13 protein-coding genes are annotated in these 13,732 nt (G+C 71.3%); 8 read left to right on the top strand and 5 right to left on the bottom strand.

Annotation, left to right across the window (positions count from 1 at the left end):
- Positions 1 to 32 precede the first annotated feature (32 nt).
- The 3 genes from ABC270_RS03340 to ABC270_RS03330 are packed head-to-tail and all read left to right on the top strand — an operon-like array spanning position 33 to position 2,550.
- Complete coding sequence (locus ABC270_RS03340) at positions 33 to 539, top strand: Dps family protein (RefSeq protein ID WP_022902634.1); 507 nt, start codon at positions 33 to 35, stop codon at positions 537 to 539.
- Between the two features lie 7 nt (positions 540 to 546).
- The gene (locus ABC270_RS03335; RefSeq protein ID WP_412879500.1) at positions 547 to 1,347 is read left to right on the top strand and encodes an SDR family NAD(P)-dependent oxidoreductase; all 801 of its coding nucleotides are present in this window, start codon (positions 547 to 549) and stop codon (positions 1,345 to 1,347) included.
- Between the two features lie 9 nt (positions 1,348 to 1,356).
- Positions 1,357 to 2,550, top strand: coding sequence for an NAD(P)/FAD-dependent oxidoreductase (locus ABC270_RS03330; protein ID WP_412879499.1), 1,194 nt, complete (start codon positions 1,357 to 1,359; stop codon positions 2,548 to 2,550).
- 101 nt (positions 2,551 to 2,651) lie between these two features.
- Here ABC270_RS03330 and ABC270_RS03325 read toward each other — a convergent pair whose 3' ends face one another.
- The 4 genes from ABC270_RS03325 to ABC270_RS03310 form a co-directional block, all read right to left on the bottom strand.
- Entirely contained in the window at positions 2,652 to 3,785 is a 1,134-nt protein-coding gene (locus ABC270_RS03325; RefSeq protein WP_412879498.1) for an alpha/beta fold hydrolase, read from the bottom strand.
- Between the two features lie 70 nt (positions 3,786 to 3,855).
- Positions 3,856 to 4,728 (bottom strand): SMP-30/gluconolactonase/LRE family protein, encoded by an 873-nt coding sequence (locus tag ABC270_RS03320; protein WP_412879497.1) that lies wholly within the window; start codon positions 4,726 to 4,728, stop codon positions 3,856 to 3,858.
- A 128-nt stretch (positions 4,729 to 4,856) separates the two neighbouring features.
- Positions 4,857 to 5,690: a DUF1206 domain-containing protein gene (locus tag ABC270_RS03315; RefSeq protein WP_412879496.1), complete on the bottom strand. Its 834-nt coding sequence runs from the start codon at positions 5,688 to 5,690 to the stop codon at positions 4,857 to 4,859.
- Between the two features lie 114 nt (positions 5,691 to 5,804).
- Positions 5,805 to 6,284, bottom strand: a complete 480-nt coding sequence (locus ABC270_RS03310; RefSeq protein WP_412879495.1) for a MarR family winged helix-turn-helix transcriptional regulator — start codon at positions 6,282 to 6,284, stop codon at positions 5,805 to 5,807.
- A 64-nt stretch (positions 6,285 to 6,348) separates the two neighbouring features.
- Here ABC270_RS03310 and ABC270_RS03305 point away from each other — a divergent pair, with 64 nt between their 5' ends.
- The 4 genes from ABC270_RS03305 to ABC270_RS03290 all read left to right on the top strand — a co-directional run bounded on the left by ABC270_RS03305 (position 6,349) and on the right by ABC270_RS03290 (position 10,206).
- Positions 6,349 to 6,876, top strand: a complete 528-nt coding sequence (locus ABC270_RS03305) for a phenolic acid decarboxylase (RefSeq protein ID WP_412879494.1) — start codon at positions 6,349 to 6,351, stop codon at positions 6,874 to 6,876.
- Complete coding sequence (locus tag ABC270_RS03300; protein WP_412879493.1) at positions 6,876 to 7,637, top strand: alpha/beta hydrolase; 762 nt, start codon at positions 6,876 to 6,878, stop codon at positions 7,635 to 7,637. Before ABC270_RS03305 ends, ABC270_RS03300 begins: the two co-directional genes overlap by 1 nt.
- Before the next feature lie 93 nt (positions 7,638 to 7,730).
- Complete coding sequence (locus tag ABC270_RS03295; RefSeq protein ID WP_412879492.1) at positions 7,731 to 9,590, top strand: glycoside hydrolase family 15 protein; 1,860 nt, start codon at positions 7,731 to 7,733, stop codon at positions 9,588 to 9,590.
- A 13-nt stretch (positions 9,591 to 9,603) separates the two neighbouring features.
- Entirely contained in the window at positions 9,604 to 10,206 is a 603-nt protein-coding gene (locus tag ABC270_RS03290; protein ID WP_412879491.1) for a DnaJ family domain-containing protein, read from the top strand.
- Positions 10,207 to 10,322: 116 nt separating this feature from the next.
- On the opposite strand, the gene ABC270_RS03285 is transcribed toward ABC270_RS03290, so the two are convergent.
- Complete coding sequence (locus tag ABC270_RS03285; protein ID WP_412879278.1) at positions 10,323 to 11,003, bottom strand: hypothetical protein; 681 nt, start codon at positions 11,001 to 11,003, stop codon at positions 10,323 to 10,325.
- 199 nt (positions 11,004 to 11,202) lie between these two features.
- Here ABC270_RS03285 and ABC270_RS03280 point away from each other — a divergent pair, with 199 nt between their 5' ends.
- On the top strand, positions 11,203 to 13,584 hold the full coding sequence (locus ABC270_RS03280; RefSeq protein WP_412879490.1) for a phosphoketolase family protein: 2,382 nt from the start codon (positions 11,203 to 11,205) through the stop codon (positions 13,582 to 13,584).
- Positions 13,585 to 13,732 lie beyond the last annotated feature (148 nt).

The following is a 13,732-nucleotide window of genomic DNA, read 5'->3' as shown; positions in this document are numbered from 1 at the left end:
CGGAGTGGTCACCGACGTGGAAGGAGCCGATCATGCACGCATCGGACAAGCTCGCCAAGAACCTCCAGGCGGTCCTCGTGGACCTCATCGACCTGCACCTCCAGGGCAAGCAGGCCCACTGGAACATCCTGGGCACGAATTTCCGTGACCTCCACCTGCAGCTCGACGAGATCGTCGACGCAGCGCGCGAGTTCGCGGACGACACCGCGGAGCGCATGCGCGCCCTGTACGCCGTGCCGGACGGCCGTTCGGCCACCGTCGCCGCGTCGAGCCACCTCGACGCCTTCCCGGACGGCGAGATCACGACGCACGACGCCATCGACGAGATCACGCTGCGCCTCTACCAGGCAACCGGCACGATGCGCGACGTGCACGACGAGGTCGACGAGGAGGACCCGACCACCGCCGACCTGCTGCACGGCTTCATCGAGCGCCTCGAGCAGCTGGCCTGGATGGTCTCCGCGGAGAACCGCTCCCCCAGCACGCCGCTGGCCTCGGCCACGACCCCGGCGGTCGCGAGCGCTTCCGACCACGAGTAAGCAGCACATGGACCTCGGGATCCAGGGCAAGACCGCGCTCGTCTTCGGCGGGGACTCGGGGATCGGCTGGAACACGGCGCGGATCCTGCTCGCCGAGGGCGCGAGGGTCGTCATCACCGACCTCGACCAGAGCCGCCTGGACACCAGCGCCGACCAGCTCGAGGCGCCGCACGGCACGCTGTTCGCCTTCGCCGCCGACGTGACGAAGGCGGACAGCCTCGCCGCGCTGCACGACCGGGTGCGTGCGGCCGTCGGTGAGATCGACATCCTCGTGCAGTCCTCGGGCGTCACCGGCGCGCAGGGGCTGTTCCACGAGATCGACGAGCAGGGCTGGCTCGAGACGATCGACGTCGACCTCATGGGGCCGGTGCGGATCACGCGCGAGTTCATCTCCGACCTCCGGAACGGCGGCTGGGGTCGCATCGTCTACCTGGTGTCCGAGGACGCCTCGCAGCCGTACGACGACGAGCTGCCGTACTGCGCCGCGAAGGCCGGGGTCCTCTCGTTCGCGAAGGGCCTCTCGCGCAGCTACGCGTCCGAGGGCCTCCTCGTGAACTGCGTCAGCCCGGCGTTCATCCACACGCCGATGACCGACGCGATGATGGACAAGCGGTCGAAGCAGCTCGGGACGTCCTTCGACGAGGCCGTCTCGTCGTTCCTCGACGAGGAACGCCCGTACATGGAACTCGGACGCCGCGGGGAACCGGAGGAGGTCGCGAACGTCGTCGCGTTCCTCTGCTCCGACCTCGCGAGCTTCGTCAACGGCGCGAACTACCGGGTCGACTCCGGCTCGGTCGCCACGATCTAGGAGCACCACATGACCGACTTCCGGTACCTCATCGTCGGCGGCGGGATGGTCGCGGACTCCGCTGCGCGCGGCATCCGTGAACTCGACGCCGACGGGTCCATCGGGATCATCAGCGAGGACGTCGACCGGCCGTACGCCCGGCCGGCACTCTCGAAGAAGCTGTGGACCGACCCCGACTTCAGCTGGGACGAGAAGGTCGACCTCCACACCGAGGAGACCGGCGCGACCTTCGTGCTCGGCACCCGCGTCACGGCGATCGACCGCGACGCGAAGACCGTCGCGACCGACCAGGGCGACACCCACGGGTACGAGCGCCTGCTCATCGCGACCGGCGGCAAGCCCCGCGGGCTCGACGGCCTCGAGCCCTCCGACCGTGTGCTCGACTACCGGAGCGCCGCCGACTACCGGAAGCTCCGGGAGTTCGCGGACGCCGGCGCGCACGTGGTCGTCGTCGGCGGCGGCTACATCGGCACCGAGATCACGGCGGGCATCTCGCAGAACGGGGCGAAGGTCACGTTCGTGGACCCGGACGAGGTCGTGGGCGGCCGGATGTTCCCGGCCGACCTCGCGCAGGCGTTCCAGCAGCGCTTCGTCGACGCCGGGGTGGACCTGCGCCTGGGTCGACGCGTCGAGTCGGGCACGCAGACCGCCGACGGCGTCGTGCTCACGCTCGACGACGGGTCGACCGTCGAGGCGGAGGCGGTCGTCGTCGGGCTCGGCATCGAGCCCGTCACGCAACTCGCCTCCGACGCGGGCCTCACGGTCCGCGACGGCATCGTGGTGTCCTCGACGCTCCGGACCGACGACGAGTCGATCTTCGCCGCGGGTGACGTGGCCGAGTACCCGGACCGGATCCTCGGCACCCGCCGCGTGGAGCACGTCGACAACGCGCAGCAGCAGGGCCGGCAGGCCGGGCGGAACCTCGCGGACGCCGACGAGACCTACGACCACACGCCGATGTTCTACTCGGACGTGTTCGACATGGGCTACGAGGCCGTGGGGCAGGTCACCTCGTCACTCCACACCGTCGAGGACTGGCGCGAGCCGACCGTGACCGGCGTCGTCTACTACCTCGACGACGACCAGGTCGTGAAGGGTGTCCTCCTCTGGAACGTCTGGGACAAGACCGACGAGGCCCGGAAGGTGCTCGCCGACGCCCACTCGCTCACGCCGGACTTGCTCATCGGACGCATCCAGCCCTGACGGGCTGCACCACGGACGGACGGGAGGCGCGGTACCAGCTGGTACCGCGCCTCCCGTCCGTCCGTGGATCGTGCCGGTCCGTCTGTGGGGCAGGCCCTACGTCAGCGCGCGTCGCGCGCCTCGGGGGCGACCTGGTCGACCACCTCGCGACGGTCCGCCGGGTCCACCGGGACGCCGTCCCCGTCCGCCATCGCGACCGCGTGCGCGGACTTCGCGGCCTCGAGCGCCTCGTCGTCGTTCCGCGCCATGCCGAACAGCTCGATGAAGCGCGACTTGACGAGCAGCCAGGCGTCTCCGGGGCTCAGGCGAGCGAGGTCCGAGGACGTCGAGTCGTCGCGCACCCGCTGCAGCGACGAGACCCCGCGGTCCTGCATCCGGCGGCCCACGTGGTCGACCGCGAGCTGCGCGACCGCGTCCGCCTGTGCGTGCATGACCGAGTGCGCGCCGTCGACGACCTCGCGGAGCACCGCGTACGGGAACACGCGAGCGAGGCGCCGCACCCAGTCGCGCGGCACGAGGGCGTCGTGCTCACCGCGGACGATGAGCGTGCGCGCCTGCACCTCGGCGGCGCGCTCCTCGATCGGGAACGCGATCATCCGCGGCAGCACCTTCGAGAACCAGTGCCATCCGCAGAGCACGTACGCGGTGACCCCGTGCCACCGCACCGCGGCGGGTTCGTGCACCGTCGACCGCAGGAACCGGAACGCCGACTGCCGGACGGTCCGGGCGCGGGAGTCCACCACGGGGCTGATGAGCACGAGGTCCGAGATGTCGGGCCGTCGGGCCGCCACCTCCGTCACTACCTGGGTGCCCATCGAGTGGCCGACGAGCACCGGGTCCTCGAGGCCGAGCTCGTCGATGACCCGTTCGACCGCGTCCGCGTAGCGTTCGATCGAGACCTGTCCGCGGAAGTGCGGCACGCCCGCGAAGCCGGGCAGGTCGAGGGCGTGCACCGGACCGTTCTCGTTGAGGTGCGGCGCGAGTCGCTCGTAGTACGTCGCCGCGATGCCGAGCCCGGCGACGAGCACGAACGCGCGGTCGCCCGGCTGGCCGATGGAGCTGACGCGGACGTAGGTACCGTCGAGGGCGACGCGGTCGACCTCGACGGTGACGTCGGCGTCGTCGGCCTGCGCGAGACGGCTGGCCGGGTCGGGGCGGCCGGTCGACGCGGGACGGTTCGTCGGCGCGGGCCGGCTCGTCGGGTCGGGGCGGTGTGCACTGCGGTCGTCGTCCACGGCGTCTCCTCGGGTCGAACGGTCGCCCAGGATACCCGCGGCGATAGCCCGCTCGGCGGACCCCACCCCGTCAGCCGCTGAACGTGTACGCGGGGAAGCCGTGCACGCGGGTCGGCACCCCGAACACGGCGCCCGAGTGCGGGTGCCGCTCGAGGTCGTCCTCCGCGAGGTTCTCCCGCGCCGTCCCGACGTACAGCGTCGACAGGTCGTCGCCGCCGAACGCCACCGAGGTCACGTTCGGTGCAGGGATCTCGACCGTCTCGAGGTGCGTCCCGTCCGGCCCCCACCGCTCGACCCGGCCCGCGCCGTAGACCGCCGTCCAGAGGCAGTCCTCGTCGTCGCGCACGAGACCGTCGTGTGCCGCACCGCTGATGAACGGCACCAGCTCGCCGAGTTCCCCGCCCGGTCCGTAGGACGCGCGGTAGATCGTCGACGTGCTCGTGTCCGTCACGAACATCGCGGAGCCGTCCGCCGTCCACTCGAAGCCGTTCGCCACGCCGAACCCGCCGCGCAGCGTCCGGACGCCGCCGTCGGGCTCGATCGCGTACAGGGCACCGGCCGGGTCGTCACCGCCGAGGTCCATGCTGCCGACGACGAAGCGGCCGAACGGGTCGCACTTGCCCTCGTTGAACCGCATGGCCGACGTCGCGTGCTGCACGCGCGCGAGCTCGCGGTCGACGGCGCCGTCCGCGTCGGTCAGCACCACGGTGTCGCCCAGCGCGGCCACGAACCCGCCCCTCGACCGGGGCTGGAAGCTCGCGAGCGGCGGCGGCAGCGGGACCACGCTCCGGACCGTGCCGTCGGCGGCCGCCGTCGTGAGCGTGCCGAGGGTGATGTCCGTCCAGCGGAGCACCCGCTCCTCCGGGCTCCAGACGATGCTCTCGGCGAGCACGGCCTGGTCGTCGCAGAAGACGGTGACGGGTCCGGTCGTCGCGGTGTCCATGGGTCCTGCGTACCGGCGGACGCCTCCGCGCTCGTCCAACATGTCCGGCGGAGCGTGGACACGCCCGCTGCCGGACGCGCGACCCAGGGCCGGACGGCGCGAGCGGTGTCAGAGCCGGGCGAGCGGTGTCAGAGCCGGGCGTACCGGGCGCGGAAGAAGCTGTAGACGCCGAACGCCACGAACCCGATGCCGATCGCGACGAGCACGACCGCCCCACCGGGCATGCCGTGCAGGGCGTCGAAGGCGCCGTCGAGTCCCGTCGCCTGGTCCGGGTCGCTCCGGAACGCCGCCACGGCGACGAGCACGCCGACGGCGACCACCGCGACGCCCTTGAGGACGTACCCGACGACCCCGAGCACCGTCACCGTGTGTTCGACGGGCTGTCGCGGGCGGACCAGCTGCTTCCAGAACGAGCGTCGGACGCCCTCGACGACGAGGGCGATCCCGATGCCGATCGCCACCAGCGCGACGAGGAGCAGGAGGAACACCCCACCCGGTGTCGCGAGTGCCTTGGCCGCGGCGCTCCGCGACGAACCGCTCGAGCTCGTCCCGGCGCCGATCGCGTACTGCATCGCCGACACCGAGATGGCCCCGTACACGATCGCCTTGCCGGCGTTCTTCGCCCGGGCGCCCCAGGCGCGTGCGCTGTCGCTGCGTCCGCCGACGACGGCCTCGACCACGAGCCGCAGCGTGAGCGCCGCCGTCCCGATCGCGACCACCCAGAGCAGGAACACCCCGCCGGGGACGCCCTCGATCTGCTGCAGCGCACCGGACTGGTCGGTCTCGCGGCCGCCGGCGGCGCTCCCGATCCCGAGCAGCACCACGAGGTAGCCGATCAGCAGGTGGACGACGCCGCTGCCGATGAAGCCGCCACGGGCCAGCAGTTCGAACCACCGGCTGTCCGCCACCCGCCGGGCCTGCCGCCCGGCGTCCTTGACCGCTCGTTCCGCCGTTCCGCTCATCGACCCAGCGTGCCCGTCCGCGGCGGCCGTGTCCGGGCGATGCGGTCGCCGGACCGGCCCGCCGGCGGCCGTGAGGCGCGCGGCGGCGCCCGCCACGTGCCTCCCGGCCGTCCGTCAGTCGTCCTCGTCCGCTCGACCCTCCAGGCGTTGCCGGAGGCGCGCCAGGACGGCCCCGGCTTCCGCGAGCACGCGACGGTCTCCGTCGGCCAGGCCCTCCATCGCCGCGACCAGGACGCGCTCCGCCGAAGCGTCGTACACGGCGAGCCGCTGCCGGGCGAGCCCGGTCAGCCCGACCTCGGTGCTCCGGCCGTCACCGCGCGCGAGCCGTCGCTCCACCAGCCCGTCGCGCTCCATCGCCGCGACGAGGTTGCTGACCGTCGACCGCGCGAGGCCGAGCGCCCGGCCGAGCGTGGTCGGACTCGACCACCCGTCGGCGTCGAGCCGTCGCAGCACCTCGATCTGAGCGTCCGGGATGTCGGGCAGGTCGACGGAGCGACGGGCAGTGTTGAGGAGCGCCCGCCGGAACGGGCCGACCTCCGCGCTCAGCCGGCGCGCGGCCGCGGGCAGCTCGGGGTCGTTCGGACGGGTGGACACCCTCTCAGCGTACTCACCGGGAATGCGTCTAAAACAAACGCATTACTGGAGCAAACTGGAACGCATGCAGATCACCACGAGCGTCGAACACCCCGTGCCCGAGCAGGACCTCTCCGGCATCGTCGGACACCGGTTCATCTACACGTACGCGAACGGCTGGCAGTACGAGATGTACGTCAAGAACGCCACGACCATCGACTACCGCATCCACTCCGGCATGGTCGGGGGCCGCTGGGTCAAGGACCAGCAGGTCGACCTCGTGGTACTGACCGCCGGTGTCTACAAGGTCTCGTGGAACGAGCCCACCGGCACGAGCGTCGTCGTCACGGTCGTCCCCGACGAGCGCGTCCTGCACGGCACGATCTTCTTCCCGCACTGGGTCGAGGAGGACGGCAGCAAGACCGTGCTCTTCCAGAACGACCACCTCGACCGGATGCGCGAGTTCCGCGACCAGGGCCCCACCTACCCGATCTACGTCGTGCCGGAGTTCGCGCACATCACGCTGTTCGAGCACGTCGGCGAGGACGACGAGACGGTCGTCGACACCGCCCCGGCCGACCTCCCCGCCGGCTTCGCGGACCGGCGGAACTGATGCAGTCGATCCTCCTCGAGCACCGCGGCCGCGAACTCCGCGGCTGGCAGCTCGGCGACGTCGAGCGCGGACGTCCGGCGGCCCTCCTCGTGCACGGCTTCGGCAGCACGGACACCGGCGGGCAGCAGCTCTTCGTCCAGACCGCTCGGCGGCTGGTCGAGCACGGTGCGGCGGTCCGGTCGTACAGTCGGCTCGGCCACGGGACGAGCGACGGCGACTTCGCGGGCATCACGATCACGGACGAGGTCGAGCAGGTCACCACGATGATCCGGACCCTCGCCGCGGACGCCGACGCCCCCGTGCACGTCGTCGCACACAGCCTCGGAGCCGTCGAGTCGGCCCTCGCCGCGGCCCGCGTACCGGACCTCGTCGCCACGCTCACGCTGTGGTCACCAGCGGGCGTCGTCGTCGACGACATCGCGCGGAAGGACGAGATCCAGGGGCAGCCGCTCGCCCCGGCACGGGAGCAGGGGTACTTCGACTTCGGCGGGATGGCGCTCGGGACGGCGTTCATCGACGAGGTGAGGTCCGGGCTCGACGTGTACGACGGCATCGACCGCTACACCGGTTCGGCGGAGGTGCTCCACGGGACCGCGGACCAGATCGTCCCGCTGTCGTACGGCGAACGGTACGGCGAGGTCCTCCCCGGAGCGGTCTTCACCCCGGTCGTGGGCGCTGACCACGGATGGTCGTCCGTGCCGTTCCGACAGCTCCTCCTCGATCGTCTGGTGGCGTCGACGGGGCTGACGAACGTCGACTGACGGCTCCTGTACAGCTCGGCGGCGCCGTGCGGCCGTCCACGACGGGGTACGTCCCGCTGATGGTCGGCCGCACCCGCGGGGCAGGCTGGGACCATGAGCGAGCGGACCCTGGACACCCCCGACGCGACGGAGAACGAGGAACGCACGGACGGCTACGTCCCCCTGCGGTCCTACGGCGCGGTCGGGGACGGCCGCACGGTCGCCCTCGTCGCACTCGACGGTCGGATCGACTGGCTCCCGATCCCCTCGATGGACTCACCGCCGGTCTTCGCGAGCATCCTCGACCCCGAACACGGCGGCCACGTCGCCCTGCGGCCGACCGGCGACGCCGAGGTGACGCGCGAGTACCTGCCCGGCACGAACGTCCTCGTGACCACCTGGACCACGTCGACCGGGCAGGTCACGGTGACGGACGCGATGGTGACGGGCGTCGCAGGTCGGCTGCCGTGGGCCGAGGTCGCCCGGTGCGTGCAGGGCGTCCGCGGCTCGGTCGAGCTCGAGTGGGCCGTGGTCCCAGGCACCCTGCTGGACACCGCCGAGCCGAAGCGCCTCGACACGGCCAACGGCGCCGTCATCGGCATCGACGGCGTCACCATCGCGATCGTGGAGCAGGGCTTCGAGCCGGTGCACGACGACGGACCGCGCTTCTCCGGCCGGTTCACCGCGACCGAGGGGTCGAAGCACATCCTCACGATCGTCGGCACGTACGACGAACCGATCTTCATGCCGAAGCCCGAGGCCGCGCTCGCCGCGATGGACCGCACGATCGAGAACTGGGCGAAGTGGTCCGAGGCCTTCCACTACGACGGCCCGTGGGCGGACGCGGTCCAGCGGAGCGCCCTCGCCCTGAAGTTGCTCATCTACTCCCCCACCGGCGCGATCGCGGCGGCGCCGACCACGAGCCTCCCGGAGGACCGCGACGGTGGGAAGAACTGGGACTACCGGTTCGCGTGGGTCCGCGACCTGTCGTACACGGTCCACGCGCTGACCCGCTTCGGGCTGCGTGAGGAGACGCACGCGGCCGTGTCGTGGGTGATGCGGACGATCGCCGACCACGACGAGGAGATGCCGATCTTCTACGAGCTCGACGGTTCGGCGAGTGACGGCGTCGAGGAACGCGACGTTCCCGGGTGGCAGGGCATCGGGCCGGTGACGATCGGCAACCGGGCGAGCGGCCAGCTCCAGCTCGGCGTGTGGGGCGACGTGTTCGAGATCCTGCGCCAGTACGTGCGCGCCGGGAACGTGATCGACCGCAAGACCGCCGGGGTGCTGCAGGACCTCGCCGACGACGCCTGCCACCGGTGGGAGGAAGCCGACTCGGGCATGTGGGAGCTGCAGGACACGCAGCACTACGTCTCGAGCAAGATCGGGTGCTGGCAAGCCCTCGACGCCGCGGCCGAGCTGCACGACGCCGGCATGATCGACGGGCCGCGCGACAAGTGGGTCGAGAACCGCGAGCTCATCGAGCAGTGGGTCGCGGAGCACGGGTGGGACGAGGAACGCGGTCACTACGTGATGTACCCGGGGTCGGACAAGCTCGACACCTCGATCCTGCTGCACGCGATGAGCGCGTTCGACCGCGGTCCGCGCATGGCGTCCACGATCCGCGCGATCGAGGAGCAGCTGCAGCGCGGCCCCCTCGTCTACCGGTACTCGGGCATGGAACGGGAGGAGTCGCCGTTCGTCGCGTGCTCGTTCTGGCTCGCCGCCGCGATGGCGTGCACCGGGCGCGTGGACGACGCAGCCGAGCTGATGGACGCGATGGTCGCACAGGCGAACGACGTCGGCCTCTACAGCGAGATGATCAGCGAGGACGGCTCCTTCATGGGGAACCTGCCGCAGGGACTCTCGCACCTCGCGCTGATCCAGGCTGCGCTGACCATCGAGGAGGTCCGGGCCGAGACCGCCGACACCGACGCGGACGACACTGGCGGGTCCGACCGGAGCGCGTGATCATGGAGGGGTCATGAACGACGTCGACGCACGCATGGACCGACTCCGGCGCGCCGCTCGCTACCGGTACGAGCGGCTCGTGGAGAGCGAGATCGAGCGCGGATCCCTCGACCCGGACGAGGTCCGCGAGGAACGCCGGCTGCTGCGGGCGAAGGACGTCGGGCAGCACGCCAGGGCACTCATCGAGGAGGCCGAGCGCCGAGGGGTCTTCGAGGACAACCCGTACCACGGCAAGCCGCTCCCCTCCAACGACGGCCGGCACGACCCGGACTGGTGGATCCGGTCGAAGATCGAGCGCGAACAGATCACCGGGATCGCGCCGCCCGCGTTCGCGCTCAAGAAGGAGGACGCCGAGCTCGACGGCCAGCTCGACGCACTCTCGACCGAGGCCGACGTCCGCGACGTCCTCGAGGACTTCAACGCGCGGGTGAAGGAGGCCCGCCGGCAGCTGCTCGGCGGGCCGCCGGTGGTGACGCCGCTCCGCGACGTCGAGGCGGAGCTCCGTGCGTGGCACGACCGCCGGGAGGCACGACGCGCGGCGGACGCGACGGCTGCAGCCGCGCAGGCGGCCGCCTCCGACAGCCGGCCACCACGGTGGTGGCGCCGACGTCGCTGAGGCGATTCGTGCCTCCGTACTGACCCAGCGTGCGGATCCACCGTGCCGATCCACCGTGCACACGGAAGCGCCGCTCCCGGGGTCCCGGGAGCGGCGCTTCGGTGTGGTGCTGGGTGTTACTTGATCTTGGCGGTGATGGTCGCGGTGCCCACGAGCAGGCCACGCTTGACCGCGTCGGTGCCGAACGTCTTGTTCAGCAGCCCGGCAGCGTCCTCCGAGATGTGCACCGTGGTGCCGGTCAGGACCGCGTTGTCGCCCTCGAGCTGCAGCGGCTTGAGGGTGCCGCCCCACAGCTCGAACAGGTACGCGTTCGCCGCAGCGACCTTGCCGTTGACCAGCACGTCACCGTAGAGCTTGGACGAACCCGGGTTCACCACGAAGTTCTCCAGCGTCACCGTCGTGTCACCGGCCTTGAGCGTCAGGCCCGAGTCGTCGTGGTTGAGCAGCCCCTGCACGTACGGACGGTACGAGCCGTCCGGGTTCCAGTACGTCACCGAACCGGCCGTGATCGGGAACGACACCGACCCGTCCTCGAGCTTGGCGTTGCCCGACACACCCGGGGTGAGCTTCAGCGCGGTGAGGGCGTCGGTGAAGCCCGAGTCGAGCTTCACGGCCGTGGTGCCACCCAGCACCTCCGGCACCGACGCGACCGGCGCGGGGATCTTCGACGAGCTGGACGACACGGTGTGCACCGACGGGGTCGACGCGTTCGCGGCGCCGACACCGAACGCGGCGCCACCGAGGACGAGCGCGCCGGTCGTGGCGAGGGTGATCGAGGTCTTCAGGCTCTTGCGCATGGTGTTCGTTCCTTTGCTTGATCGAGTGCTCCGGCCGGTGGCCTTGCCCCTCTCGCTGTGTGAGAGGCGTGTACCGGCCGAGCGTGACCGGGGAGCTTCTTGGGCGTTTCGCCCTGGTGACATGCATTCGGTACCCCCTCCCGAACGGTTTGGACGGTTTGCTGGAAAATCTCCACCCGCCCCTCCGTAGCGTGGGTGCATGTCCCCTGCACCCATCGCGACCACCGACCGCATCCGGGCGATCGACGCCTGGTGGCGCGCCGCGAACTACCTCACCGCCGGGCAGATCCACCTGCTCGACAACCCGCTCCTCACCCGGCCGATCGAGCCGGACGACATCAAGCCGCGCCTGCTCGGACACTGGGGGACCTCGCCGGCGCTCAACCTCGTCTACGCGCACTGCAACGCGCTCATCGCCGAGACGGACCGCCAGCTGCTGTACGTCTGCGGGCCGGGGCACGGCGGGCCGGCCATGAACGCGAACGCGTGGCTCGACGGCACGTGGGGCGAGCTCTACCCGGAGATCACACCGGACACCGACGGGCTGCAGCGGTTCTTCCGGCAGTTCTCGTTCCCCGGTGGCATCCCGTCGCACGCCGCACCCGAGACCCCCGGGTCGATCAACGAGGGCGGCGAGCTCGGCTACTCACTCGCCCACGCGTACGGAGCTGCGCTCGACAACCCGGACCTGGTCGTCGCGTGCGTGGTCGGCGACGGCGAGGCCGAGACCGGTCCGCTCGCGGCGTCCTGGCAGGCGCACACCTTCCTCGACCCGGTGTCCGACGGCGCGGTCCTGCCGATCCTCAACCTCAACGGGTGGAAGATCGCCAACCCGACGGTCCTCGCGCGCATCCCGGACGAAGACCTCACCGCGACGTTCCGCGGACACGGGTACGAGCCCATCGTGGTGGACTCCGCCCGGGTGGACCACGACCCGTTCGCCGTGCACGCCCTGCTCGACGCCGCGCTCCGTCGGGCACTCGCCCGCATCGACGACATCCAGGCCGCCGCCCGCGCGCAGGCCGAACGGGCAGCAGCCGGCCAGCTCGCCGGCGCAGCCGACCTCCGTCCGCGCTGGCCGATGATCGTCCTCCGCACGCCGAAGGGCTGGACGGGGCCGAACGAGGGGTCCTTCCACTCGCACCAGATCCCCCTGCCCGACGTGCGGACGAACGACGAGGACCGCGCCCGGCTCGAAGAGTGGATGCGCTCCTACCGTCCGGAGGAACTCTTCGACGAGCAGGGCCAGCCGATCGGGATCCTCGGCTCCATCCGCCCCGAGGGCGACCTGCGGATGAGCGCGACGCCGTTCGCGAACGGTGGGCGCATCCGGACCGCACTCGACCTCCCCGCGATCGCCGAGCACGGCGTCCCCACCGGCGAGCCCGCCTCGGCCACGGGCACCCTCGGACCGTGGCTCGCGGCCCTGGTCGAACGCAACGGGACGGACTTCCGGCTGTTCGGACCGGACGAGACGATCTCGAACAAGCTCGACGCGGTGTTCGACGTCACGAACCGGGTCTGGCGGGCGGACCGCGCCCCCGGCGACGAGCACCTCTCCGCCCGCGGCCGCGTCATCGAGGTGTTGTCCGAGCACGTCCTCGAAGGCATGCTCGAGGGGTACGTCCTGACCGGTCGGCACGGCATCCTCAACACCTACGAGGCCTTCGCCCACATCATCGACTCCATGGTCGGGCAGTACGCGAAGTGGCTCGAGTCCTCGGAGGACCTCGACTGGCGCCTGCCGGTGTCGAACCTGACGATCCTGCTCTCGTCGCACGTCTGGCGGCAGGACCACAACGGGTTCTCGCACCAGGACCCCGGGTTCCTCGACGTCGTCGCGTCGAAGCAGCAGGACCTCGTGCGGATCAAGCTCCCCGCCGACGCCAACACCCTGCTGGCCGTCACCGCCCACGCGCTCGAGACCACGAACCGCATCGAGGTCATCGTCGCCGGGAAGCACCCGGAGCCCGTGTTCCTCTCGCTCGAGGACGCCGTCGCGCACGCCGAGGCGGGCCTCGGCGTCTGGGACTGGGCCGGCACGGAGTCCACGGTCGGTCGAGTGGACGTCGTGCTCGTGGGCGCCGGTGACGTCCCCACGGTCGAGACGCTCGCTGCCGCCGCGATCATCCGCGAGCACGCACCCGGTGTCGGCGTGCGGGTCGTCAACGTCGTCGACCTGCTGTCCATCGGCGACCCGCGGAAGCACGAACACCCGGTGTCCGACGAGCGCTACGACGAGGTGTTCCTGCCCGGGACACCCGCCGTCTTCGCGTTCCACGGGTACCCGGCACTCGTGCACCAGCTCACCTACCGTCGCCACGGGCACGACGACCTCCACGTGCACGGCTTCCAGGAGCATGGCACCACGACCACACCCTTCGACATGCTCATGCGGAACGACATGGACCGCTTCGCGTTGGCGCACGACGCGCTGACCAGGGTCGACGCAGCGGCACACGCCGAGCTGCTCGACCGTCTCACCGCGGCCCGGGACGCGGCGCGGGAGTACGCGTACACGCGGGGCGAGGACCATCCGTCGGTCGCCGGGTGGGAGTTCGCGGGGTGGCCGCAGGACTGAGCCGCGGCTCCGCAGGTCCGCAGGTCTGCGCCGTCCGGCGCGGCTTCCGCTGCGGACGCGTCTCCTGCACCGCCCTGGAGGCGCGGATCGCCGTCCACAGGATCGGTCACGCCCGGCGCGTGGCCGGTCCTGTTCCGTCAGGCTCGCC

The sequence above is a fragment of the Curtobacterium phoenicis genome, assembly GCF_047238015.1.
In the GTDB taxonomy this organism is placed as follows: domain Bacteria; phylum Actinomycetota; class Actinomycetes; order Actinomycetales; family Microbacteriaceae; genus Curtobacterium.
The sequence above is the reverse complement of the archived record's forward strand: the minus strand, read 5'-3'. Positions and strand labels throughout refer to the sequence as shown.